Consider the following 22281-nt stretch of genomic DNA (forward strand, 5'->3'; position numbering starts at 1 on the left):
TGGTAATGCCGATGCGCCTCGCCGCATCGTGGTGTGCGCTTACGGCCGCGGGCTGCCGTACACATCGAACGCAGCGATCATCGCCGAGGCGCACAGCGGCGCGTTCTGCGCGTACTGCAGGCAGACATCCGGCGCTTCGGGCGCCAGCGTGAGCCGGATCTGCAGCGGACTCCACGGCAGCGTGCAGCCGGTGGCCAGTGAGAGCAGCACGGCCAGGCAACTGGATGACATGGGGATACTCCTTGGCGGGCGCCGGTAGTGACAGAGGATTGGATGCCGCGTCGGCCAGGAAGGTTTAAAGACCGCAGAAATAATCCGCCTTGGCGCACGCGTGCCACACGCGAGTCCCGTAGCGGCCGGTAGGCCCCTGGGCAAAATCAAGGAGGAGGTCGTCGCCTTCAGGCGGCGGCCGGGGGACATTTGCCGAGGGCCCGCCGGTTGCTACGGGGCCCTCACGCTCGCGGCAGCCCCAAGCGGAGGCACCTGAAAAGAAAGTCAGAACGGGCTTAAACCTTTTCCATGCCCCCCGCATCCAACGGATATGCTCGACACGACCATGCCCGCCTCCAGCGCCACGAACCAGGCCGATGCCGCCGACGACCACGCCCTGGTGCGTGCCGCAGCCGCCGGTGACGTGACCGCGTACGAACGCATCTACCGACGGCATGCGCCGCGTGTGTACGCCGTGCTGTGGCGGCTGTGCGGCGGCCACGCGGCCCGCGCCGAGGATGCCCTGCAGGAGGCCTTCCTGCAGGCATGGCGCGCCCTGCCGGGCTTCCGTTTCGAAAGCAGCCTGGGCACCTGGCTGCACCGCCTGGGCGTGAATGCAGCGCTGATGGAACTGCGCGCCAACGCCACCGGCGATGCACGCGATGCCGGTGAGGAAGGCTGGGAGTCGCTGGCGATGCTGCCCGCCCAGGACCGCTGCGCGGGCACCTCGATGGACCTGGAGCGCGCGCTGGAAACACTGCCGCCACGGGCCCGCGCGGTCCTGGTCCTGCATGACATCGAAGGGTGGAAACACCAGGAAATCGCCGACCAGCTGCAGATGGCCGTTGGCAGTTCCAAAGCACAGCTGCACCGAGCGCGCGGCCTGCTGCGTGCACGCTTAGGAGAAACCGCATGAACCCCCATGATTCCGAACACGACGAACTGACTGCACGCCTGCGTGCCTTGCCTGCCGAGCGCGTTCCGCCGGCACGGGTCTGGCAGGGCATCGCCGCACAGTTGCCGGCCCAGGCCCAGGCCCAGGTCCACGCCCCGGCGGTTGCCGTGGCAACGCTGCCGACACGCCGCCGGCGGGAGCGCTGGCCGCTGCGCATCGGGCTCGGCCTGGCCGCCGCACTGGCGCTGCTGATGGTGGTGCCCACGCCGGTTCCGCATACGCCGGCACCGTCGCTGCTGCAGCGCCAGGCCGATGCGATGGCCGGCGAATACCAGCAGGCGATTGCGGCCTTGCCCAGTGCCGATGTCACCGATGCGTGGCGCCCGGCCCTGCATGAACTCGATGCCAGCGCGGACAACATCCGCGCGGCCATCGCTGAAAATCCCCGCTCGCGCTATCTGCTCGGGCAACTGCAGCGTACCTATGCGCTGCGGCTGGAACTCACCCAGCAGGCGGTGCTGTCCGCCGGCCTGCCCACTTGAAGGAGAACCCCATGCGCATTCCTCTGTCCCTGATCGCCGCCCTGGCCCTGTGCCTGCCGCTTGTCGCCCAGGCCGCCACCAACGTCAATGAGCGCCACCCACTGGGTGCCGGCGGCCGCGTGGAAATCAGCAACATCGCCGGCAAGGTCACCGTGCGCGGCTGGGACCGCAACGACGTGGCATTGACCGGTTCGATGGCCGATGGGCTCACCCTCAAGCAGGACAAGAGCAGCAACCGTGTGCGCTGGGAAGTGGAGTACCCGCGCGGCCGCAGCAATGGCGGGGCGACCCTGGAACTGCGCGTGCCGCGTTCGGTGGAAGTGCAGCTGGGCACCGTCAGCGCCGACATCGACGTGGCCGATATCGACGTGCGCCGCCTGCAGGCCAACAGTGTCAGCGGCAGCATCACCGCGGCCGGGCGCAGTGGCGAGACCACGTTGAACACGGTCAGTGGTGGCATCCGCTCGCAGCTGCAGACCGCACGCCTGGATGCGCGCACGGTCAGTGGCCAGTTGCTGGCCGGCGGGGGAGCGTCAGGGGAAGTAGCGGCCGAATCGGTCTCCGGCCGGGTCAACGTCAATGCCGGGCGGATCCAGCGGCTGGCGGTGGAAACCGTCTCGGGCAGCCTGGATGTGAGCGCGACCGGCATTGCGCCGGGCGGCAAGGTGACGATGCAGACGGTCAGCGGTTCGGTCGCGCTGAAGCTGCCGGCCAATGTCTCGGCGCAGTTGAACGTCAAGACGTTCAGTGGTGGGATCCAGTCCGACGCCGGGCAGGTGGAGAAGCCGCGCTACGGCCCGGGCCGTAGCCTGGATGCGCGTCTGGGGTCGGGCGATGGGGATATTTCGATCAACGCCCATTCCGGGAGCGTGCGGGTCAGCCTGGGCCGCTGAGTGCGGCCACCGCACCGGCCAATGCCGGTGCGGTCGGCAGCAACGTCAGCCGGCTTTCTTCAGCGCCAGGGTATTGCCCAGCACTTCGATCTTGCCGCCACCTTTACGGAAAGCAGCCAGATCCGCAGCGATGCTCTGGCTGCTGACGGCGGAGTTGGACCCTTGCTTGCGGTCGACGCGAACGGTGTTGCTTGCCTTGGGGGAGGTCTTTGGCGTACGAGCCATGGATGCTCCTGCTATGGATGAAGCGTGGAAGAAAACGTCGACAGATCCTGCTGTTGTCGACGGTAGTCCTGCCGCACGAGGCGGCAATCATCGCCGCCCATGTCGAACTGGCGGCAGATCGCGGGTCGCTGCGAGTAGATCGTGCAGCGCAGGTGATACGGGTCGATCGCAGCGCACCAGCCTTCTTCGTTGCGTGCCATCACCGTGCCGCCACGCGCATCGGTATCCAGCAGGTAGCCGGGCACGTTGTCGTCAGGCATGACGGTGACGGTGAGCCGACAGCACACCGCGTCGCAACGACGGCAATCGATGGGGTCGGGCTCGGACGATGTAAGAAGTGCAGCCAGGCGTTCGCCCAATCTGAGTGTCTCTTGGCGGCTCGGGGTGCAGCAGGCTGTGAACGAGCCGGATCACAGCGATGAGCGATACCGGCACCGCGGACAGGTCCGGACGGTGGCAGCATCGAAGAGGACGGTGGCCTGGGAGGCCAGGAAGATCGTGCTGGTTGCGTCAAGCGCATTGCGCTTTGAAGCCGAAAGATGATAGCGCTTTCGGCGTAACGTTTTGTTAATAAGGGCGTTCACACCTCTTCAGGCCTTGTGGGACAAGGCCTGGCGTTGCCGGTGGATCAGTTGGCGGCGGCCAGTGCCAGCCCGTGGACCACACCGAACGACGGATTTCCGCGGACCAGGGTCGAGCCCGGGAAGGCGTTGGCCACGGCCTGCTGCAGGTAGCCGGCGCGCGACATGCCACCGGTCAGGAACACCGCTGCCGGGTCGTGGCCGATGTCGCTGCGCACCTGCTCCAGCAGGGCGGTCAGCTCGCCCAGATACCCGCCGGCGGCGGTTTCCAGCCGCGAGGCATCGATCTGCATCTGCAGGCCGCGTTCGATGAAGTCCAGCGCGCTGTCGTGGCTGGCCACGCTGCTCAGGGCGATCTTGCAGCGCTCGACTTCACGGTACAGGCGCGCGGTATTGCCGGTGTCCTGCAGCGCGGTCAGGCGCGGCCCGAACGGCGCGTCCACATCGCGGTAGGTGTGCTGGCGGAAATCACGCTGGCGGGTCATGTCCTGCACCATCGCCGCTTCCACGTAGTGGTGCGCCGGCACGCGGGTGATGCCGCGGCCGAACAGCGGCATGTAGCCGCCCAGGCTCAAGGCCAGATCGATATCGGTACCGCCCCGGGCGATACCCCAGGCACGGTGGATGGTCGGGGCCTGGCCGCCGCCTACGCGCGCATGGGCAACGTCGGTGGTACCACCGCCGATATCCACCACCACCGCGTCGTGCTCCTGCGGGCTCTCGGCGTGGTAATGCATCGCGGCGGCCGCCGGCTCTTCGAGGAAATCGATGCTGTCGAAGCCGGCTGCGATCGCCGCGCCGTGCAGGATCTCCAGCGCCTGCGCGTTGCCGGCCTCGCCGATCGAGCTGCGGAACTGGACCGGGCGGCCCAGCGTGGCGGTGCGGATCGGCGTGTCCAGCTGGCGCGAGGCGGTCAGGCGGATGTGCTCGAGGATGTGCGTGGCGATGCCGGCAATCGTCTGGCGCGCACGCGGGTGCAGGTTGTAGCCGAGCATCGACTTGGGGCTCTGCACCAGGTTGCCTTCGTTCTCTTCGAAGTAGGCCTCCAGCGCGTCATCGCCATAGACCGCGTTCTGCAGCAGGGTGGTGGAGCTGAGCGGGGCGCGCATCTGCTCTTCCATCCATTGCCGGCGCACCACGCGCAGGGCCTCGCGGCGCAGCGCATCGGGGGTGCGTTCCTGGCCGGCGGCGCGGGCATCGCGCGCGGCCGCGTCGACCAGCCGGGCCAGGTCGTGCTCCAGCGCCGGGGTCAGTTCGAAGTCGTTCGGGTCGCGCATCACCTCGGGGAAATACACCGTGGTGCGGAACTGTTCGGCCTGGCCGAACTGGATCGGCACGACCTTGCCGTCGATCACCACGGCGGCGGCGGAGTTGCTGGTGCCAAAGTCGATGCCGAGTTTCATGCGGGGGGCCGGGCCGGTGGTCAGGGGGCGCGCACTTTGCGGCAACGGGACCGCCGACGCAAGGGCAGCCGGTAACGGGCGGTTACACTAGCGGCCGTTTCGTAACCGAAGAGCTGTCGATGTCCGCCATTCCCGCCTGCCCGCAGTGCACCCTGGAAAACACCTATGCCGATGGCGCGCTGTTCATCTGCGCGGACTGCGGCCACGAGTGGGCGGCCGGTGACGGTGGCGGCGAGGCCCTGGTGGTACGCGACAGCAACGGCAACGTGCTGGCCGCCGGCGACACCGTGACGGTGATCAAGGACCTGAAAGTGAAGGGCTCCTCGATTCCCCTCAAGCAGGGCAGCGTGATCCGCAATATCCGCCTGGTCGAGGACGATGCCGAGCACATCGAAGGCAACTCGGAAAAGATCAAGGGCCTGGTCCTGAAGACCTGCTTCCTCAAGAAGGCCTGAGCCGGCTCAGTTGGCGTTGGTGCCGCGCTGGCGCCAGCGCTGCAGGCTGTCCAGCTTGGCCTGGTAGCGGGATCTGAGGGCGTCGCCGTTTTCGCCGGCCAGATCCCGCGCGCGCTGCATTTCGATCGAGGCCCGGCGCGCATCGCCGGCCAGGAAGTAGCTCCGGGCCAGCGCGAAGTGGAAGGGATGGGCGGTCTCGTAGAGACGCACGGCCCGGCGGTAGAAACGCACCGCCGCGGCGTAGTCCCGGCGCTGCTCGGCCTGCGCGCCGAACATGTACTGGGCGAAGGGATCGTTGCGCTGTACGCGCGCCAGCCGGCTGGCCAGCAGGCCGGCCTGGTGGGTGTCGCCCATGCGCCGGTACAGCGCGCTGGCATTGCTCAGGCTGGCGCCATGCCGGGGTTGCAGGCGCAGGGCGGTTTCATAGTCCCTGCGGGCCTGGTCCAGCGCGCCGATGCGCGCGTCCAGAACGCCCAGGTTGTTCCAGGCGGCCACGAAGTCCGGCGCCATGCCCAGCGCGGCCCGGAAGTAGGCGCGGGCGCCCCCGGTATCGCCGGTGGCCATGTGGTCGGCCCCGCGGTTGTTGTAGAAGTGCGCCAGCGTGCGTTGCCGGGTGATGCGCTGCGGGCCGAGGGGGTCGTACAGCACGCTGTGGTCCAGATCGACCGTGCCGCTGCGCCCGTCCAGCACGATGCCCGCATTGACGTGGCCCACGCTGTAGATCACCCCGGAGGCCTGGTACCAGCTCACCACCTGCGCCACTTCCTGGACATGCGCATCGATGCCGGCGAGGTTGGCCAGCGTGACGAACAGCAGGGTGAAGGACAGGCAGTTGGCGCGCCGCGTCTGCCACGTTTCCGTGATGGTGTGGGTCGCGTCGGGGTCGTAGGCCAGGTGCAGCCCGTGTTCGTCGAAGATCATCTCGGCCAGCCGCTGCAGGCGGCGCTCGCGCGAGTAGCCCGGGTCGATGACCCGTTCGTGCAGCAGGGCGAGCAGCGGGGCGGGCACCTCCAGGATCTGCGCCGGCGTGGGCAGTGCGGTGGCGCTTGGCGCAGCTGCGGCCGGCGGCGCCGTGTCGGCCGCCCAGGCCGGCGCGGCGGCCACGGCCATCCACGCGATCAGGAAAAGTCTGCATGCGGTCATCGCCGTCACCTCGCGAGGCGTTGGGGTCCGTCCGGTCCAGTCTAGGCGGGTCGTCGGGCGCTGGCATGCCGTTCATCGGCGGATAGCGCCATCCACAGGGGATGTGGATCAGCGGTCGACAAACATGTGGATAACCGGGCGCACCCACTGCGCGGCAACGGTTCTGTGAGGGTGGTCAAAAAACCACCGCCCGGCTTGCCAGCGTCGCTGCGACGGCCAATCATGCGTGCATGCACGTCGAACCGATTCCGCTGCCCGCCGGGCAGCTTGCCGAGCTGGAAACCGCCTACGCCGTGCCGCCGCGGGCGTATCACAACTGGTCGCACGTGCAGGCCGTCCTGCAGCACTGCCGCACGGTCGCCGAGGCTGGCCCGGGCTGGCTCCGGCCGCGTGAGGTGCAGTTGGCCGCGCTCTATCACGACGCCATCTACGATGCGGGCCGCGGCGACAACGAAGCGCGCTCGGCCGAGATGGCACGCCAGGCCATCGCACGCTGGCTGCCGGAGGCCGGGATCGATGCGACGCGGGTGGTCGAGCTGATCGAACTGACCGCGCGCCACAGCAAACTCGCGCCCGGCGATGTCGATCCGGAAGCGGCGCTGTTCCTGGATTGCGACATGGCCATTCTGGGGGCGCCGGCGGCGGTGTTCGATGCGTACGACCGCGGGATCGCCGAGGAGTATGCCGGGCACGTGCCGGGCTTCCTGTTCCGGCTCAACCGTCGGCGCTTCCTCAAGCAGGTGCTGGGGCAACCGCGGATCTTCCTGAGCGACTTCTTCCACCAGCGGCTGGATGCGGCCGCGCGCGACAACCTGCGCCGGCGGGTTGAGCGCTGAACCACGCCCGCTACACTGTGCGCGCTGTTTTCCCTACGTGTGTCGCCATGTCCGTATCCGTTCCAGATCCCGATCCGCGTCCGCAGCCGCCGGAAGAACCCGGCCCCAACGAGTGCTGCGGCAGCGGCTGCCCGCTGTGCGTGCTGGATCTGTACAGCGATGAGCTGCAGCGCTACCGCGCCGCCTTGGCCGCGTGGAAGCAGCGCCACCCCGAGGCCGCCGACTGACCCCAGGAACTGCGATGTCGCTTTCCCTGCCACGCCCTTTCCGCTGGCCCGCGCAGCAGCACGCACGCGTTGCCCTGCTCACGCTGGTGGCGCTGGCGCTGTTCGTGGCCATCGCGTTGTGGACGCAATGGGCCCGCGATGACCTGGACTGGGTGCAGGCCACGCTGAGCCTGTACCTGCATGGCCCCTGGGGGCTGGCGCTGCGCACGGCTTACTGTGTGCTGGCGCTGGCGATCATGCTGCTGGCCGTCGCGCTGCATGCCAACAGCCGATCACCCCGGCGCAGTGCGGCCGCGCCGCTGCTGTTCTGGGTGGCCGCGCTGGGATTGATGGGGGTGGCGATCGGCGACAGTTGGCTGCCCGAGCGCGCGCCGCTGCTGGCACCGCTGGTGCACGGGCTGTCGGCCAATACCGCGTTCCTGTGCGTGAGCGTGGCGATGCTGCTGCAGAGCTGGTACCTGCGCGCCGATCCGCGCTGGCGCACGTGGGCCGGGCCGGCCTGGTGGTGGGCCTGGCTGTGCTTCATGCTGCTGTGGCTGCACGTGCTGTGGCGCGGCCCACCGCGCGGCGCTGGGCAGAAGCTGGTGATTGCCGTGGTGCTGGTGTGGCTGGTCTCGGTGGCCTGGCAGCTGTGGCGGCAGGCGCGTCGCGACGCGCGCTGAGCGTCCGGCCACGCTGTGTACATGCCCTTGGCAGGGCAGGGGCGTATCGTTGGCGCACTAGTCATGGGATGCGCGACGATGCGGCGAGCCGGTTGGGGGATGATGCTGGGGGTGGTGCTGGCGGGGATGTCCGGACAGGCGCTGGCCGCGCCGCCGCAGCAGCTCAGTCACGGGCGTTTCGAGAACGTGCCGGTGTACCTGCCCGACGGTCGCCCGCAACGGGTGGTGGTGTGGTTTGACGGTAGCGCCAGCCATGCCGACAGCCAGCAGCGCATCGATGCCTTGCGTGCGGAGGGCGCCCTGGTCGCCCAGGTCGATGTCGCGCACCTGCGCCAGGTGCTGGCCCGCGAGAAGAGCGGTGATTGCGCCTTCGGTGCCGGCGATGTGGAGAATTTCTCCCGCTGGTTCCAGGCCTATCTGCACGTGCCGGGCTATCACCTGCCGCTGATCGGCGGGGATGGCGAGGGCGCGGCGCTGGCCTACGCGGTGGCCGCCCAGGCCGATACCCAGGTGTTCGCCGGGCTGCTCACCACCGGCTTCTGCCCGTCGGGCGTGCGCGAGCGCAAGGTCTGCGGCGCCGGCAGCAGCCACGGCCGCCTGCAGCCGGCCGACCTGAACTTCCCCTGGTTGAACGCCGCCGGCGATGTGCATTGCCCGGCCGGCGAGTCGGCTGCGTTCGTGCGCCAGGTCGGCATGGGCCGCCAGTTCGAGCGCACCGCGCGGGGCGACGCGTTGCCCGGCCTGCTGGCCGCGGCCAAGGTGATCGGCGCGCAGAAGGGCGTCAGCCTGGCGCCGCCGCCGGATGACCTCAAGGGCCTGCCGGTGGTCGATGTGCCGTCGAGCAAGCCGGGCGACACCTTCGCCATCTTCGTCTCCGGTGATGGCGGCTGGGCCGGGTTGGACAAGGAAGTGGCCGCGTCGCTGAGCGAGGCCGGGGTGCCGGTGGTCGGGGTGGATTCGTTGCGCTACTTCTGGACCGCACGCACGCCCGACGGCTTCGCCCGCGATCTGGAGCGCATCGCCACGCACTACAGCCGCCAGTGGCAGCGCCGCAACGTGGTGCTGGTCGGTTTCTCGCAGGGCGCCGATGTGCTGCCGGCGGCCATCAACCAGCTGTCACCGGCTACCCGTGAATCGGTCTCGATGATCGCGCTGCTCTCGGTCGGCAAGACCGCCGACTACGAGTTCCATGTCAGCAACTGGCTCGGCGGTGGTGGCGATGGCCTGCCGATCGCGCCGGAGGTGGCCAAGCTGCCCGCCGGCAAGACGTTGTGCGTCTACGGCGAAGACGATGGCGACGCGCTGTGCCCGTCGCTTCCCGTCGGCGGCAATGCGCAGGTCATCAAGCTCCCCGGCGACCATCACTTCAAGGGCGATTACGACCGCCTCGCCGACACCATCGTCCAGCATCTGCCGGCGCGCTGAGCGTAGCCGGCCCCGGCCGGCACAGGCTCAATCGTGCCGGCGCGGGTCCAGTGAGATCAGCCGGGTCGCATCGAGCAGGGCGGCGGGCAGGTGCACACCGCCCGGCGCGGCCAGATAACGTGCGCGCCAGACCGGGGCGAACTTCGACTTGAAACGACGCAGGCCGCTGAAGCCGTAGAAGCGTTCGCCATGCCGCGCGACCACGTTGGCGAAGCGGTTCCAGCGCCCGGCGAGGCGATGTTGGGCCAGCCCGGACAACGGTGCCATGCCCAGCGAGAACCGGTGGAAACCCTGCTCGCGGCCCCACAGGAACAGCTCGATGAACAGGAAATCCATCGTGCCTTTGGGCGCATCATCGACGTGCCGCATCAGGTCGACCGACAGCTCATTGCCCGCCGGCGCCTGCCACAGATTGGCGAAGGCCACGATGCGCCCTTCGGCTTCCACCAGGGCGACCGGAAAGCGTGACAGGTAGGCCGGATCGAAACTGCCCAGCGAAAAGCCCTTCTCATCGCCGGCCTTGTCATCCAGCCACTGCTGGGAGACCACCGATAGTGCCGGCAGCAGCGCGGGGACTTCCTCGGGCGGCGCAACCCGGAAGCTCAAGCCACCGCGCTTGCCGCGGTTCCAGGCCTGGCGCAGGTCCGCGCGATCGCGGCCCTCCAACGTGAACGCCTGCAGCGGCACCATCGCCTCTTCGCCAAGCTTGACCAGGGTCAGGCCCAGGTCGAGATAGGTCTGCCAGTGCGCCTCACCAACCTGGTAGAACACCGGGCGCAGGCCGAGCCGATCGGCTTCCTCACGGAAGCGCCAGATCAGCGCACGTACCACGTCGGGCGGGCCGACCGGATCGCCCATCGCGATCAACGAGCCGCCGTAGCGCTGCATCATCACGAAGCCTTGTTGCGCCTCATCACGCAGCACCGCCTTGTCCGCGGTGAGCACGAGGCAGGCCTGGGTGTCTTCGGCCGCTGCCAGGATCGGCGCGAGCGCGTCCAGCGTGGACGCATCAGCGGCCGGCAACGGGCTGCGCGTGCTGTGCAGCAACCGCGCCAGGCCGAAGATGGTCAGCGCGATCGCCACCAGCAACAACGCACGCAATGCACGCGGCGCGTTGCCCTGCAGCGCGAACTGCCACCACAGCTCGTTCTGGTATTCCACGTGGCTGTAGACGAAGAACAGCAGCCAGATCACCGCGACCAGCACCAGCCCGAGGTTGCGGATCCACGGCCATGACCAGGCCTCGTCCAGCAACGCGCCCTGGCGATAGAACTCACGGCGCGAGGCCCACAGCGCGGCGGCCACCAGCAGCGCTGAAAGCGCGATCAGCACCTGCCCACCGCGCAGCCAGATCGGCAAGGGCGAGAGCACACAGATTCCAAGCGCGAGCATCCACGCGGCGTGGCTGCGCCGCTGCAGGCCCTGGCCGATCAGCAGCAGCGCGACACCGGCCAGACTGCCAAGCAGGTGCGAGGTTTCCAGGATCGGCAGCGAGGCGGTGATCAGGTGCCGGCGCGGCGTCGGCAGGGTGCCATCGATCACCAGTGCCGCGCCGACGCTGAACACCGCCAGCGCGATGATCTGCGGCAGCCACGGGCGCAGCGCGGTCCAGCCGACCCGGGTGGCACCGGCACCGGCACGCAGCGGGCGGCGCAGCGCCGGCGCGACCGCCAGCACCGTCGCCAGCAGCAGCGGCAGCACGTAATAGGTCACGCGGTAGATCAGCGCCGCCGCCAGCACCGCAGCGGGTGCGACCTGCGGCAACAGCTTGAGCAGGCTCCACTCGAACACGCCCAGGCCGGCCGGCACGCTGGAGATCAGGCCGGCCAGCACCGCGACCAGATACAGCCCGACGAAACCGGGCAGGCCGGTTGGCGTATCCATCGGCAGCAGCACATAGAACGCCGCACTGGCCAGCACCAGTTCGACCACGCTCAGCGCAGTGACACCGAGCATGGTGCGGCGGTCGGGCAGCCACAAGGCGTGCCCGCGGATCTGGAAGCTGCGGCCTTCACGCCCCACCAGCAGCACCGTGCCGACATAGGCCAGCAGGCCGAGAACGCCGATGACCCGCACCGCCTGCACCGGGATCGGCAGCGCCAGCGCGGCAGCGCCGGGTTCAAGCAGGAAGGCCAACGCCAGCAGCAGCCACGCCCCGAACACGAAGCCCAGTGTGCTCATCAACACGACCTGGCCGATCTCGCCCAGGCTCAGCCCGGCACGGCCATAGCCACGCAGGCGCACGGCACCGCCGGTGAGGGCGGCAAAGCCCAGGGTCTGCCCCAGCGTATGCGCCAGGAACGCGGTGATGCCGACCCGCGCCGGATGCAGGCGCTTGCCGCTGCGGCGCAGACCGATCGCATCGAAGCCGATCAGGCAGGCATAACTGGCCAGGCCAAGCAGCACGGTCAACGCGATCTGGCCGGCGCCCAGATGCCGGAACGCCTCGCGGATCGCGCGGTAGCCATGCTCATCGAATTCGTTGGCCAGGCCACGCAGGGCCAAGGCCAGGATCACCAGCGGGATGACGACGGTTGCGGCGCGGCGCCAGGGGGCGCGGGCCGGCGTGGGAGCAGGGGCGGTGTCGGTCATCGGTACAGCGTGCTCCGGGGTGGGCGATGAAAGAGTCAACACAGGCGTGGCCGCCTGACCGGCAAATCGTGCGCCTGATGCCGGCGCTTGCCAAGCGGGTGCGCTGTGCGTGCTGTGGCTGCTTTGCGCACCGGGCCGGGCAGGCGCACGCCGCATCGGTGACAATGCGGTTTCATCCAGAGGAGTAATCGCCATGTTGGAACGTTTCGACGTTGGTCCGCGCATGTCCGAAATGACCGTGCACAACAAGGTCGCCTATCTGTCCGGGCAGATCCCCGAAGACACCAGCCAGGACATCACCGGCCAGACCCGTCAGGTGCTGGAAGAGATCGACAAGCTGCTGGCGCTGGTGGCCAGTGACAAGCAGCACATCCTGCGCGCGGAAATCTTCCTCGCCGACATCAACGATTTCGCCGGCATGAATGCCGCGTGGGATGAGTGGGTGGTGGCCGGCATGACCCCCGCCCGCGCCACGGTGGAAGCCAAGCTGGCGGATGCGAGCTGGAAAGTGGAGATCGTGGTGACGGCGGCATTGCCGTAAGCGCACCGCGGAACCGCTGGGCGCCATGGTGATCGACGCATCGCCGTGCGCCCAGACCCTGCCGCTACCGCGAGGCGCATGGCGCATGGCGCATGGCGCATGGCGCATGGCGCATGGCGCCCGGCGCCCGGCGCCCGGCGCGAGAGTCAGGGCGCGCGGACCAGCTCGATGCAGTCCACCGGGCACGGCGGGATGCACAGCTCGCAGCCCGTGCACAGATCGGCGATGACGGTGTGCATGAACTTGGCGCCGCCGACGATCGCATCGACCGGGCAGGCCTGGATGCACTTGGTGCAGCCGATGCAGTCGGCTTCGATCACCACCGCAACCTGCGGCGCCTTGTGTGCACCGCGCGTGCGGTCGAATGGCAGCGCCGGCACACCCAGGACGTTGGCCAGGGCGCGCGCGCCGGCATCACCGCCCGGCGGGCAGTGATCGATGCCCGCCTCGCCGCGTGCCATCGCCTCGGCATACGGGCGGCAGCCGTCGTAGCCGCACTGCCCACATTGGGTCTGTGGCAGGAGGCGGTCGAGGCGTTCGGTGAGGGTATCGATGGGGAGGCTCATGGCGTGGCGGTGGCTGCGCGTTGGGGCATCAGGCCCGGCTGTTCCGGGCCGGTGGGAGGGGCGCCGGTGGATTCCGACGCGGCGTCATGGGCTTGCCGCGATACCAGCGCTCGTGGGCGAGCGCGAGCATCGGGCGGTCTTCGCCGCTGTCGCCGTAGGCGTGGATGCGCAGGTAGCGCGCGAGGTCGTAACGCCGGCGGATGTGCTCCACCTTGTGCGGCGCGCAGTCGCCCTCGGCGTAGCGCCCGGTGAGGCGTCCGTCGCGGCTCTCCAACCGGTTGCAGATCAGGTCCAGCCCCATCGCCTCGCACCACGGGCGCAGGTACAGGTCCAGCGAGCCGGACACGATCACCACGGTGTGCTGTTGTTTGAGATGCCAGTGGATCTGTTCGAGCATCTCCGTCCGCATCACCCCGGGCAGCACATCGCGCGCGTAGCCGGCGGCCTGCGCGGTGATGTCCTCCAGATGGCGGTCGGTGAAGGTCAGGCGGGTGACGCGGGCGCGGATGCGTTGCGCGGAGATCAGCTTGAGGCGATAGGCCAGCAGCCACGGACCGACCTTCCACCACGCCTGCGCGAGTTGCTCCGGTGTGGCCACGCGGCGCAGGAAACGCCCGTAGGTATCGCAGGTGGTGACCGTGTGGTCGAAATCGAACAGCGCCAGTTCCAACCCACACCTCCAGGCAGACGAGCGTGGCAGGGCGACCCGATGGCCGCCCTGCCGCAGCGATCAGCGGACCGGCATGCCCGGCAACGCGGCGCTGTCGGCGTCCAGCAGGGCCAGCGCGCCGCCGTCGAAACCGGCCGACAGGATCATGCCTTCGCTCAGGCCGAAGCGCATCTTGCGCGGGGCCAGGTTGGCGATGAAGACCACGCTGCGGCCGACCAGCTGCGCCGGCTCGCCGTAGCTGGCGCGGATGCCGGAGAAGATCTGGCGCTTGCCCAGGTCACCCGCGTCGAGTTCGAAGCGCAGCAGCTTGTCCGAGCCTTCCACGAATTCGCAGACCAGCACCTTGCCGATGCGCAGATCCAGCTTGGCGAAGTCGTCGATGCCGATGTAGGCCGGTGCGGCCTCGCCATCGGCCGCCGCGACCGGCGCCGGTGCGGCAGCGGGCTTGGCCGGTTTGGCCGGGGCGGCGGGGGCCGGGGTGGCGGCCTGCAGGGTGTCCTTGGATGCGTCGGTCATGGCGTCGATTTTTTTCGGGTCGATACGGGTGAACAGGGGCGCGTACACCGCGATGGTGTGCGCGGTCAGCGGGGCGGCGATGTCGGTCCAGGCGTGCACGGGCGCGGCCAGGAAGGCCTCGGCCTGCGCGGCGGTGGCCGGCAGCACCGGCTTGAGTGCGGTGACCAGCACGCGGAACAGGTTCAGCCCCTGGGTGCAGACCGATTGCAGCTGCGCGTCGGCGCCGTCCTGCTTGGCGATCACCCACGGCTTTTCATCGTCGATATAGCGGTTGGCTTCGTCGGCCAGCGCCATGGTCTGGCGCAGTGCACTGGCCGGATCGTTGCGCTCGTACGCCTCGCGGATCGGCGCCAGCGCGGCGACGAAACGGTCGTACTGGGCGGCATCGGGCAGCTCGGCGGCCAGGCGGCCCTCGAAGCGCTTGCTGATGAAGCCGGCGCAGCGGCTGGCCAAGTTGACGAACTTGCCGACCAGATCCGCGTTGACGCGCGCGATGAAATCGCCCAGGTTCAGGTCGAGGTCGTCCACGCCGCCGGAGGACTTGGCCGCGAAGTAATAGCGCAGCGCTTCCGGTTCCAGCCCGGCATCCAGGAAGGTGCGGGCCATCACGAAGGTGCCGCGCGACTTGGACATCTTGGCGCCATCCACGGTCAGGTAGCCGTTGACGTGCAGGCGGGTCGGGGCGCGGTGGCCGGTGCCGTGCAGCACCGCCGGCCAGAACAGGCCGTGGAAGTTCACGATGTCCTTGCCGATGAAGTGGTGCAGCTCGGTGCTGGTGCCGGCGCGCAGGTGCGCGTCGAAATCTTCGCCGGTCTTCGCGCACAGCGCCTGGAAGCTGGAGAGGTAGCCGATCGGCGCATCCAGCCACACGTAGAAGTACTTGCCCGGGTGACCCGGAATCTGGAAGCCGAAGTACGGCGCATCGCGCGAGATGTCCCACGCGCGCAGGCCACCCTCGGCGTTGAGCCACTCACCCAGCTTGGCCTTCACGCCCGGCAGGGCGACGTCGCCGGCCAGCCACTCGCGCAGGAAGCCTTCGAAGCGGCCGACCTCGAAGAAGAAATGCTCCGAATCGCGGATTTCCGGCGTGGCGCCGGAGATCACCGATTTGGGATCCTTCAGGTCGGTCGGGCTGTAGGTGGCGCCGCAGACCTCGCAGTTGTCACCGTACTGATCCGGCGTGCCACAGTTCGGGCAGATGCCCTTGATGTAGCGGTCCGGCAGGAACATGCCCTTGGCCGGGTCGTAGAACTGGGCCACGGAGCGGCGCGCGATGTGCCCTTCGGCCTCGAGCTTGAGGTAGAAGGCTTCGGTCAGCGCCTTGTTGGCCGCCGAGTTGGTCGAGTCGTAATGATCGAACGCCACGCCGAACGCGGCGAAATCACGCTCGTGGCTGGCCTGGATGTTGGCGATGAAGGCCTCCGGGGTCACGCCGGCCTTCTCGGCCGCAAGCATGATCGGGGTGCCATGGGTGTCATCGGCGCAGACGAACCAGGTCTTGCCGCCGCTCATTCGACGCGCGCGCACCCAGATGTCAGCCTGGATGTAGCCGACCAGGTGGCCCAGGTGCAGCGGGCCGTTGGCGTAGGGCAGGGCGGTGGTGACGAGAGCGGTGCGGGTCATGATGAGCGCTGTTGCCAGGGGAACCGGGGATTATCGCACGCCAAAACGCAGTAACCCGGCCGAAGCCGGGTTACGGGGGGTCAAAAGCAGCGCCGGGCTTACTCGCGCACCCAGGTCTGGGCGCGGCAGATGAAGGCCACGCAGCCGGACACGTCGAGCTTGGCGCCGCCGGTCTGCAGCTTCATCTTGGACTTGTAGGTCTTGCCGTTGCCCGGATCCAGGATGGTGCCGCCGGACCAGGCGTTGGTGCCGTCGGCCTTGAGGTTCCACAGGATGGTCATGCCCTTGACCGGCTTGTTCTTGTTGGCGCCCTCGCAGCCGTCGCAGACCGGATTCGGGCCCTTGTCCGAGTGCAGGATGTCCACGACCTTGCCGGTCAGCGTGCCGTTGGTGGCCTGGGTGATCTCTACGATCGACTTCACCTTGCCGGTCTTGTCGTCGATGGTCTTCCAGCGGCCGACGGCGCCGTCGGCGGCGCTGGCCGACATCGCGGCCATCATCAGCGGCAGCGCCAGCAACAGGGTCTTGAAGGTCTTGCGCATGTTCCCCTCCCAGGGATGTCCGTGAACGCCGGCGCAGGCGGCCGGTACAAGGCCGACTGTATACCCATTCGCTCCGGTACGGAACGTGCCCGGCGCACGGTTCAGCCGGCGTCGGCCGGGATCTCGTACAGCTCCAGCGGCAGGTCGTCCGGGTCGGCGAAGAAGGTGAAGCGGCGGCCGGTGTATTCGTCCACCCGGATCGGTTCGCAGGCCACCCCGGCCGCGGTCAGGCGGGCGATCATGGGCTCCAGCGTGTGCACGCGGAAGGCCAGGTGGCGCAGGCCCTGCGCCTCGGGGCGGCTGGGCCGTGTGGGCGCGCCCGGGAACGAGAACAGCTCCAGCTGGCTGCCATCGGGCAGGGCCAGATCGAGCTTCCAGGAGTCGCGCGCCGCGCGATGGTTCTCGGCGATCACCTGCAGGCCGAGCACGCGGGTGTAGAAATCTCTGGAGCGGACGTAATCGGCGCAGATCAGGGCCACGTGGTGGATGCCGATCAGTGGGGAGGCGTCAGAAGCGTTCATTGCACGGTGTCCAGCCAGCGCCGGGCGATCTGCAGCGCCAGCGGATAGGGTTCGGGGGCGTTGCGGTTGCTGAGTACGATCACGGTGAGGCGCTGCGCCGGATAGCGCAGGATCACGTTGCGGAAGCCGATGCTCTCGCCGCTGTGCCACTGCGCGCCACCGTTGAGCCGCCAGCCGAAACCGTAGAACGGCACATCCGGTTCGGCGGTGGGAGTGGCAGGGGAGAACATCTGCTTCAACGATGTCGACTTCAGCAGGCGCTGGTCATACAGCGCCGCATCCCAGCGCGCCAGGTCATCCAGTGAGGAATACACCCCACCATCGCCGAGCACCGCGCTGGTCGGGCTTTGGTCGGTACGCTGCCAGCGCCCGTCGCGCTCGCTGTACCCATAGGCGCGGCGCGCGATATCGTCCACGCCGTCCTGATGGGCCACGCTGTCGCGCATGCCCAGCGGCAGGAAAATCCGCTGGTGCAGGAAGGTCGCGAAATCGCTGCCGGAGGCCTTGCCGACCACCAGCGCCAGCAGCGCGTAGCCGCTGTTGCTGTAGCGGTAGGCCGTGCCGGGCGTGAAGTACGTCCGGTCCTGACCCTCCAGCAGATGCAGCACATCCGGGTCATGCACCTGCGCGGTCGCGTCGGCGGCCATCAGGTCTTCGTAGTCGAGCAGGCCGCTGGTGTGGCTGAGCAGCTGGCGCAGGGTGATGGCATCGGCGGCTGCGGGCAACGAGGGCAGCCAGCGCTTGAGTGGATCATCCAGGCTCAGCGCGCCGTCTTCGGCCAGCAGCAGGATCGCCGCGGCGGTGAACTGCTTGCTGACCGAGGCCAGGCGGAAATTGGTCTGCGCGGTCACCGCGGTCCGGTCTTCCAGCACCGCCAGGCCGTAGCCGCGCCGGAACACCGGCTGGCCGTCGTGCAGGACCAGCACCGCGGCGCCGGGGACCTGACCATCGTAGCGCTGCATCAGCGCATCGATGCCCGGATCCGGGGGCGTCAGCACCGGCGCTGCGATGACGGCGCCGCTACCGCTCCCGGCGATGCACATCGCGCTGATCCACACACGCAGATGCCGGACGATGTGCATGCTCGGTTTCCTTCAGGGCTCAGGGCGCGGGCGTGGCCGCGCCACTCTGGTTGGCGATCCAGCGGGCGATCTTGGCATCGAGGATGTCCAGCGGCATCGAACCATCGCGCAGCACTTCCTCATGGAAGCGACGTGCGTCGAAACGCGGCCCCAGTGCCGCCTTGGCCTTGTCGCGCAGCTCCATCATCTTCAGTTCGCCCAGGCCATTGGCCAGGGTCTGCCCGGGCAGGGCCATGAAGCGCTCCACTTCGGCGGTGGCATCGCTGGCGCTCATGTCCGCGGTCTTGACCAGATAGTCCACGGCCTGGCGCTTGCTCCAGCCCTGCGCGTGCACGCCGGTGTCGGCGGACATGCGCGCGGCACGGGTCAGCGCGGCCTGCAGATAGCCGATCCGCTCGTAGGGATCCTGGTAGACGCCCAGTTGCTCGCCCAGCGACTCGGCATACAGGCCCCAACCCTCCACGAAGGCGATATCGCCGCCCAGACGGCGGAAGCGTGGCAGCTTGTCCAGCTCCTGCTGCAGGCCCAGCTGCACGTGATGGCCGGGGATGCCCTCGTGCAGGAACTGCATCGGTGCGGACCAGCGGCGGCGGCTCGGCAGATCGCCGGTGTTGATGTACAGCACGCCCGGGCGCATCCCGTCCGGCAATGGTTGCTGGTAGCTCACCGCGCCGGCGGTGGCCGCGCGTTCGGGCTCGACCGCGCGGATCTCCATCGGGGCCTTGGGCAGCGTGCCGAGCAGCGTCGGCAGGCGGGCGTTGACCTGGCGCTGCAGCTGCTTGTAGCGGTTGAGCAGCGCATCGGCGTTGGCGTACTGGAAATCACGGTCGGTGCGCATGGTGCGCAGCAGTTTCTGCTGCGAGCCACGGATCTTGTTGTCTTTCATGATCGTGGCGATCTGCGCCTGCAGCGTGGCCACGCGTTGTTCGGCCAGGGCATGGATCTGTTCGGGCGTCAGCGTGGATGCGGTGCTCTGCACGATGGTCTGTGCATACCAGGCCTTGCCGCCGGGCAGGCCGGCCAGACCATCGGTGCTGCGCGCGGCCGGCAGGTACTCGGTCGCGATGAAGCCGCGCAGGGCGCGATAGGACGGCATGATGCGGAACTCGATCATGCGCTTGTATTCGGCCGTGATGCGCGCCTTGTCGGCCGCCGGGAAATCTTCGGGCAGGTTGCGCACCGGCGCCCAGAAGATGCTCTCTTCCGCGGTCGGCTTGATCACCGCATCCAGCTGCGGGAGTACTTTTTCCATCAGGTCACGCGGCTGCACCACACCGGCGGCCATGCCTTGGCGCATGTTGGCGATGGCCTGCTCGAACAGGGCCGGAATGCCCAGCGAGCGGCGCGACCAGCCATCATAGTCCTGCACCGTGTTGAACGGCTGCGCACCGGAGCCGGAGCCGAGAATGGCCATGATGCTGCCGAGGTTGTAGTACTGGCTCACCGGCAGCATCCAGCCAGGGAACTGCTCGGCGGCCAGCGACATGCGCGCGTCGCGAACGAAGATTTCGTAGCTGAGCAGATCCTGGCCGGTCAGGCCGTCCGGCCCGATCTTCTCGACCTTGCCCAGCCACTCCACGGTGAAGTCATGCGACTGCTGGCGGTAGGCGGCAGAGAGGATGTTGGGCAGCTGATCGTTGTGCCGGCTGTCGCCCTGGAAGGTGGCCTGCAGCGGATTGAGCCGCATCGAGGCATCCCAGTACTCATCGTAGATCCGGTCCAGCTGCGCGGCCTTGGTCTGCTGGCGCACCAGCGGCTGGCGGGCCGGGGCGGCGGCCGGGCGCGCACGCGGCTTGGCCTTGGGCTTGGCGGCGGGCCGGGACTGCGTCGCGGCGGGCCGGGTGGCCTTTTTCTTGGCAGCTTCGGCCGGAGCGGCAGCGCTGAAGGCCATCAGTACGGCGATGGCAAGCGCCAGGGCGCGGGCGGGGTGGGGCATCGGCTGTTTCCGTAAACGCACAGACACGGGAGCTTGCCCGATTCGCCTGCGTACGGCCAGCATCGGCCCCCGGTCAGGTTTGTCATGTACGGCGCCCAGTCAGCTGCGGCAGCATGCTGCTGCCGCGATGCTCAACGATCGCCGGCGCGGGTGAACGGCATGGTTTCCGGGGCGACCGCGCCGCCGGAGATGATGAAGCTCATCGCCTGGTCCACGGTCCAGTCGGTGGGCGTGAGCAGCTCCACCGGCACGATTTCCAGATAGCCCGAGGTCGGATTGGGGGTGGTGGGTACGTATACCGCGGCCAGCTCGCGGCCGCTGCCTTCTTCCTTCATCACCCGCGTCACCAGGCCAACCGACTTCATGTCGCGATGCGGGAAGTCGATCAGCACCACACGCTGCGTGCTGCCCGGTTCGGTCTGCAGCATGTCCAGCAGTTTCTTGGCGCTGTCGTAGATGATGCTGGCCAATGGAATGCGTTTGATCACCGCACCGAACCAGCGCAGCAGGCGCTGGCCGATCACGCGGCGGCTGAGTACGCCCACCGAGAGAATCACCAGCAGCGTGGCGGCCAGGGCGATGATGTCCTGCATCCACTCGACCTTGATCCAGCCCAGGTAATGCGGGAACGAGGCGGCGATCTGCTCGGAAAGCGGCACCACCAGCGGGCTGGAAATGCCCGAGAGCAGCACGAACACGAATTTGACCACCACCCAGGTCAGCCAGATCGGCAGCAGGGTCAGCAGGCCGGTGAGGAACAGGCGCTGCAGGGAGGGACGCGGAACGAGTTGGGGGGCTTCGGGCGACATCCGCGCATTGTAGCGGTGGCGATGCCCGGTTTACGCTGCCCATCCCCGCAGGACGCGGGGTCTGGGGAGAATGCAGTGGTGAGGAATGGACTGAAATGGGTGGGCATCTCGATCCTGAGCCTGGTGCTGGCCGTGGCGGGGCTCTGGGCGGCCTCGCGCTTCTGGCCGCTGCCGGCCGAGCAGCGTGAGGCGATGCGGCTGCTGCAGGCGCCGCTGCCCCGGCCCGGTGAGAACGGCTTCAGTGCGTTGTGGACCCTGCGCTACGACGGCCTGGATGCCCGCGGGCGCGAGGCCCTGATGGCACAGGATGTCGAGCGCTGGCGAAACGGCAAGCCTGGCCAGCGGCCGGTAGCGTCCAGCGCGGAAGGGCGGTTCCCTGCGGTCCCGCTGCCGGCGCTGGCGCGTTGTGGCCGCCGGGGTGTCGGTTGTCTTGCAGCGGTGCGTGCGGACCCTGAGGGGTTCGCCGCCACGCATGCCGGCCACGATGCGCTTCACCAGCGCGTGGCCGCGCTGGCCGGCCACGGTCATTTCGTCTCCCCGTTCGAGCCGTTCGGGACCGACCCGATAGTGCCGCTGCCCGTCTTTCAGCCGGTGCTCGATCCGCTCTCAGCCCACGCACTTGCGCATGTGCGGGGCCACAGTGGCACCGCACTTGCCGGTGCCTGCGCGGACATCCTCAGTGGTCGGGCGATGACGGGGCAGGGCGATACGCTGATCACCAGCATGATCGGCGCGGCGATGGTGGAGAGCAACGCGCGGCTGCTGGCGGACATGCTGGTTGAACTGCCCGCCGACGCTGCACTGCCTGCAGTCTGCGCGGCGGCACTGGCGCCGATGACGGCCGGCCAGCAGAGCCTGTGCACGGCGATGCGCGGTGAGTTCGCGTTGGCTGGGGCGGGCGTGCGGCCGTCCACTGGGAACCCGGACGGCCATCGCCTGTTGCTGGATGTGCCGCGCACTCTGGCGCGCATGGCGCCCCGCTATGCGTGGGCGTGCGCCGCCAGTGCAGAACTGGTGGCAGCGCGCGACGCGCCCACGCCCATTCCCGCGCCCGCGCAGGATCGCTTTGCCTGCATCGCCAATCCACTGGGCTGTGCCGTGGCCAACATCGGCGGGCCGGACATGCGGCAGTATGCCGGCCGGCCGCAGGACGCCGCGGCGATGCTGCGCCTGGTCGCCGCGCAGCGCTGGCTGCGGCAGCAGCCCACGACGTCGTCGGAGACGCTGAAGCGCTTGCCCGAGGCGCTGCGTTCGCCCACCCGCACGCCGGTGCTCAGCGACGATGGCCAGTGGCTGCAGGTGGAGCGGCGCGTGGTGATGGACGAGGCCGGGCCGACGCTGCAGGTGCCGATGCGCGCGCCCGCACGATAAGGGGCGTGCGGCGAC

Annotated in this window: 24 protein-coding genes; 10 read left to right on the forward strand and 14 right to left on the reverse strand. The window is 68.7% G+C overall.

Translation table 11 applies throughout. The features are described from left to right. Positions 1-39: 39 nt before the first annotated feature. Positions 40-231, reverse strand: a complete 192-nt coding sequence (locus tag ABE483_RS07825; RefSeq protein WP_313211377.1) for a hypothetical protein — start codon at positions 229-231, stop codon at positions 40-42. A 310-nt stretch (positions 232-541) separates the two neighbouring features. Between ABE483_RS07825 and ABE483_RS07830 the strand changes: the two genes are divergently transcribed. The 3 genes from ABE483_RS07830 to ABE483_RS07840 are packed head-to-tail and all read left to right on the forward strand — an operon-like array spanning position 542 to position 2540. After that, entirely contained in the window at positions 542-1126 is a 585-nt protein-coding gene (locus ABE483_RS07830) for a sigma-70 family RNA polymerase sigma factor (protein WP_313211378.1), read from the forward strand. Continuing rightward, positions 1123-1647 (forward strand): hypothetical protein, encoded by a 525-nt coding sequence (locus ABE483_RS07835; RefSeq protein WP_346481465.1) that lies wholly within the window; start codon positions 1123-1125, stop codon positions 1645-1647. The genes ABE483_RS07830 and ABE483_RS07835 overlap by 4 nt, the downstream gene beginning before the upstream one ends. Positions 1648-1658: 11 nt before the next feature. After that, positions 1659-2540: a DUF4097 family beta strand repeat-containing protein gene (locus ABE483_RS07840; RefSeq protein WP_346481466.1), complete on the forward strand. Its 882-nt coding sequence runs from the start codon at positions 1659-1661 to the stop codon at positions 2538-2540. Positions 2541-2585: 45 nt separating this feature from the next. Here ABE483_RS07840 and ABE483_RS07845 read toward each other — a convergent pair whose 3' ends face one another. The 3 genes from ABE483_RS07845 to ABE483_RS07855 all read right to left on the reverse strand — a co-directional run bounded on the left by ABE483_RS07845 (position 2586) and on the right by ABE483_RS07855 (position 4749). Continuing rightward, positions 2586-2765, reverse strand: a complete 180-nt coding sequence (locus ABE483_RS07845) for a hypothetical protein (protein WP_019183415.1) — start codon at positions 2763-2765, stop codon at positions 2586-2588. Positions 2766-2776: 11 nt separating this feature from the next. Then, entirely contained in the window at positions 2777-3076 is a 300-nt protein-coding gene (locus ABE483_RS07850) for a YkgJ family cysteine cluster protein (RefSeq protein ID WP_080114834.1), read from the reverse strand. A 317-nt stretch (positions 3077-3393) separates the two neighbouring features. Further along, positions 3394-4749 (reverse strand): Hsp70 family protein, encoded by a 1356-nt coding sequence (locus ABE483_RS07855; RefSeq protein ID WP_121038664.1) that lies wholly within the window; start codon positions 4747-4749, stop codon positions 3394-3396. A gap of 119 nt (positions 4750-4868) precedes the next feature. Here ABE483_RS07855 and ABE483_RS07860 point away from each other — a divergent pair, with 119 nt between their 5' ends. Further along, complete coding sequence (locus ABE483_RS07860) at positions 4869-5204, forward strand: zinc ribbon domain-containing protein YjdM (protein WP_313211382.1); 336 nt, start codon at positions 4869-4871, stop codon at positions 5202-5204. Positions 5205-5210: 6 nt separating this feature from the next. Here ABE483_RS07860 and ABE483_RS07865 read toward each other — a convergent pair whose 3' ends face one another. Next, positions 5211-6347 carry a tetratricopeptide repeat protein gene (locus ABE483_RS07865; RefSeq protein ID WP_346481467.1) on the reverse strand — a complete coding sequence of 379 codons (1137 nt, stop codon included), beginning with the start codon at positions 6345-6347 and terminating at the stop codon, positions 5211-5213. A 230-nt stretch (positions 6348-6577) separates the two neighbouring features. Here ABE483_RS07865 and ABE483_RS07870 point away from each other — a divergent pair, with 230 nt between their 5' ends. From ABE483_RS07870 to ABE483_RS07885, 4 genes are all read left to right on the forward strand, one after another. Further along, positions 6578-7183 (forward strand): hypothetical protein, encoded by a 606-nt coding sequence (locus tag ABE483_RS07870; RefSeq protein WP_313219055.1) that lies wholly within the window; start codon positions 6578-6580, stop codon positions 7181-7183. A 47-nt stretch (positions 7184-7230) separates the two neighbouring features. Next, positions 7231-7410 (forward strand): oxidoreductase-like domain-containing protein, encoded by a 180-nt coding sequence (locus tag ABE483_RS07875; RefSeq protein WP_313219053.1) that lies wholly within the window; start codon positions 7231-7233, stop codon positions 7408-7410. 14 nt (positions 7411-7424) lie between these two features. Further along, the gene (locus ABE483_RS07880; protein WP_346481468.1) at positions 7425-8072 is read left to right on the forward strand and encodes a DUF998 domain-containing protein; all 648 of its coding nucleotides are present in this window, start codon (positions 7425-7427) and stop codon (positions 8070-8072) included. Between the two features lie 78 nt (positions 8073-8150). Then, a complete protein-coding gene (locus tag ABE483_RS07885; protein ID WP_346481469.1) occupies positions 8151-9497 on the forward strand; it encodes an AcvB/VirJ family lysyl-phosphatidylglycerol hydrolase in 1347 nt (448 codons plus the stop codon). A 27-nt stretch (positions 9498-9524) separates the two neighbouring features. Here ABE483_RS07885 and mprF read toward each other — a convergent pair whose 3' ends face one another. Continuing rightward, positions 9525-12089 carry a bifunctional lysylphosphatidylglycerol flippase/synthetase MprF gene (gene mprF / locus ABE483_RS07890; protein WP_313219049.1) on the reverse strand — a complete coding sequence of 855 codons (2565 nt, stop codon included), beginning with the start codon at positions 12087-12089 and terminating at the stop codon, positions 9525-9527. Positions 12090-12282: 193 nt separating this feature from the next. Here mprF and ABE483_RS07895 point away from each other — a divergent pair, with 193 nt between their 5' ends. Further along, positions 12283-12630: a RidA family protein gene (locus ABE483_RS07895; RefSeq protein WP_121038644.1), complete on the forward strand. Its 348-nt coding sequence runs from the start codon at positions 12283-12285 to the stop codon at positions 12628-12630. A 146-nt stretch (positions 12631-12776) separates the two neighbouring features. Here ABE483_RS07895 and rnfB read toward each other — a convergent pair whose 3' ends face one another. From rnfB to ABE483_RS07935, 8 genes are all read right to left on the reverse strand, one after another. After that, complete coding sequence (gene rnfB / locus ABE483_RS07900; RefSeq protein WP_313219047.1) at positions 12777-13196, reverse strand: Rnf electron transport complex subunit RnfB; 420 nt, start codon at positions 13194-13196, stop codon at positions 12777-12779. A gap of 28 nt (positions 13197-13224) precedes the next feature. Continuing rightward, positions 13225-13866 carry an HAD family hydrolase gene (locus ABE483_RS07905; RefSeq protein ID WP_346466022.1) on the reverse strand — a complete coding sequence of 214 codons (642 nt, stop codon included), beginning with the start codon at positions 13864-13866 and terminating at the stop codon, positions 13225-13227. Between the two features lie 60 nt (positions 13867-13926). After that, the gene (gene metG / locus ABE483_RS07910) at positions 13927-16005 is read right to left on the reverse strand and encodes a methionine--tRNA ligase (protein WP_346481470.1); all 2079 of its coding nucleotides are present in this window, start codon (positions 16003-16005) and stop codon (positions 13927-13929) included. Positions 16006-16103: 98 nt separating this feature from the next. Next, positions 16104-16547, reverse strand: a complete 444-nt coding sequence (locus ABE483_RS07915) for a DUF2147 domain-containing protein (protein ID WP_121038630.1) — start codon at positions 16545-16547, stop codon at positions 16104-16106. Positions 16548-16648: 101 nt separating this feature from the next. Continuing rightward, positions 16649-17068: a VOC family protein gene (locus ABE483_RS07920; protein ID WP_313212532.1), complete on the reverse strand. Its 420-nt coding sequence runs from the start codon at positions 17066-17068 to the stop codon at positions 16649-16651. Continuing rightward, a complete protein-coding gene (locus ABE483_RS07925; RefSeq protein ID WP_346481493.1) occupies positions 17065-18111 on the reverse strand; it encodes a serine hydrolase domain-containing protein in 1047 nt (348 codons plus the stop codon). The genes ABE483_RS07920 and ABE483_RS07925 overlap by 4 nt, the downstream gene beginning before the upstream one ends. A 58-nt stretch (positions 18112-18169) precedes the next feature. After that, positions 18170-20086 (reverse strand): DUF885 family protein, encoded by a 1917-nt coding sequence (locus tag ABE483_RS07930; RefSeq protein WP_313212533.1) that lies wholly within the window; start codon positions 20084-20086, stop codon positions 18170-18172. 131 nt (positions 20087-20217) lie between these two features. Further along, entirely contained in the window at positions 20218-20895 is a 678-nt protein-coding gene (locus ABE483_RS07935) for a DUF502 domain-containing protein (RefSeq protein ID WP_070425632.1), read from the reverse strand. Between the two features lie 99 nt (positions 20896-20994). Here ABE483_RS07935 and ABE483_RS07940 point away from each other — a divergent pair, with 99 nt between their 5' ends. Further along, the gene (locus ABE483_RS07940) at positions 20995-22266 is read left to right on the forward strand and encodes a hypothetical protein (protein WP_346481471.1); all 1272 of its coding nucleotides are present in this window, start codon (positions 20995-20997) and stop codon (positions 22264-22266) included. Positions 22267-22281 lie beyond the last annotated feature (15 nt).

This window comes from Stenotrophomonas sp. TWI602 (assembly GCF_039674045.1).
GTDB lineage: Bacteria > Pseudomonadota > Gammaproteobacteria > Xanthomonadales > Xanthomonadaceae > Stenotrophomonas.

Bases quoted from the DNA above. Each gene is read 5' to 3' on its own strand.
- ABE483_RS07865 (WP_346481467.1), bottom strand. From the start codon at position 6,347: ATGACCGCATGCAGACTTTTCCTGATCGCGTGGATGGCCGTGGCCGCC.
- ABE483_RS07835 (WP_346481465.1), top strand. From the start codon at position 1,123: ATGAACCCCCATGATTCCGAACACGACGAACTGACTGCACGCCTGCGT.
- ABE483_RS07925 (WP_346481493.1), bottom strand. From the start codon at position 18,111: ATGTGCATCGCCGGGAGCGGTAGCGGCGCCGTCATCGCAGCGCCGGTG.
- metG (WP_346481470.1), bottom strand. From the start codon at position 16,005: ATGACCCGCACCGCTCTCGTCACCACCGCCCTGCCCTACGCCAACGGC.
- ABE483_RS07830 (WP_313211378.1), top strand. From the start codon at position 542: ATGCTCGACACGACCATGCCCGCCTCCAGCGCCACGAACCAGGCCGAT.
- ABE483_RS07880 (WP_346481468.1), top strand. From the start codon at position 7,425: ATGTCGCTTTCCCTGCCACGCCCTTTCCGCTGGCCCGCGCAGCAGCAC.
- mprF (WP_313219049.1), bottom strand. From the start codon at position 12,089: ATGACCGACACCGCCCCTGCTCCCACGCCGGCCCGCGCCCCCTGGCGC.
- ABE483_RS07930 (WP_313212533.1), bottom strand. From the start codon at position 20,086: ATGCCCCACCCCGCCCGCGCCCTGGCGCTTGCCATCGCCGTACTGATG.
- ABE483_RS07845 (WP_019183415.1), bottom strand. From the start codon at position 2,765: ATGGCTCGTACGCCAAAGACCTCCCCCAAGGCAAGCAACACCGTTCGC.
- ABE483_RS07875 (WP_313219053.1), top strand. From the start codon at position 7,231: ATGTCCGTATCCGTTCCAGATCCCGATCCGCGTCCGCAGCCGCCGGAA.
- ABE483_RS07915 (WP_121038630.1), bottom strand. From the start codon at position 16,547: ATGCGCAAGACCTTCAAGACCCTGTTGCTGGCGCTGCCGCTGATGATG.
- ABE483_RS07935 (WP_070425632.1), bottom strand. From the start codon at position 20,895: ATGTCGCCCGAAGCCCCCCAACTCGTTCCGCGTCCCTCCCTGCAGCGC.
- ABE483_RS07860 (WP_313211382.1), top strand. From the start codon at position 4,869: ATGTCCGCCATTCCCGCCTGCCCGCAGTGCACCCTGGAAAACACCTAT.
- rnfB (WP_313219047.1), bottom strand. From the start codon at position 13,196: ATGAGCCTCCCCATCGATACCCTCACCGAACGCCTCGACCGCCTCCTG.
- ABE483_RS07885 (WP_346481469.1), top strand. From the start codon at position 8,151: ATGCGGCGAGCCGGTTGGGGGATGATGCTGGGGGTGGTGCTGGCGGGG.
- ABE483_RS07855 (WP_121038664.1), bottom strand. From the start codon at position 4,749: ATGAAACTCGGCATCGACTTTGGCACCAGCAACTCCGCCGCCGCCGTG.
- ABE483_RS07825 (WP_313211377.1), bottom strand. From the start codon at position 231: ATGTCATCCAGTTGCCTGGCCGTGCTGCTCTCACTGGCCACCGGCTGC.
- ABE483_RS07895 (WP_121038644.1), top strand. From the start codon at position 12,283: ATGTTGGAACGTTTCGACGTTGGTCCGCGCATGTCCGAAATGACCGTG.
- ABE483_RS07920 (WP_313212532.1), bottom strand. From the start codon at position 17,068: ATGAACGCTTCTGACGCCTCCCCACTGATCGGCATCCACCACGTGGCC.
- ABE483_RS07870 (WP_313219055.1), top strand. From the start codon at position 6,578: ATGCACGTCGAACCGATTCCGCTGCCCGCCGGGCAGCTTGCCGAGCTG.
- ABE483_RS07840 (WP_346481466.1), top strand. From the start codon at position 1,659: ATGCGCATTCCTCTGTCCCTGATCGCCGCCCTGGCCCTGTGCCTGCCG.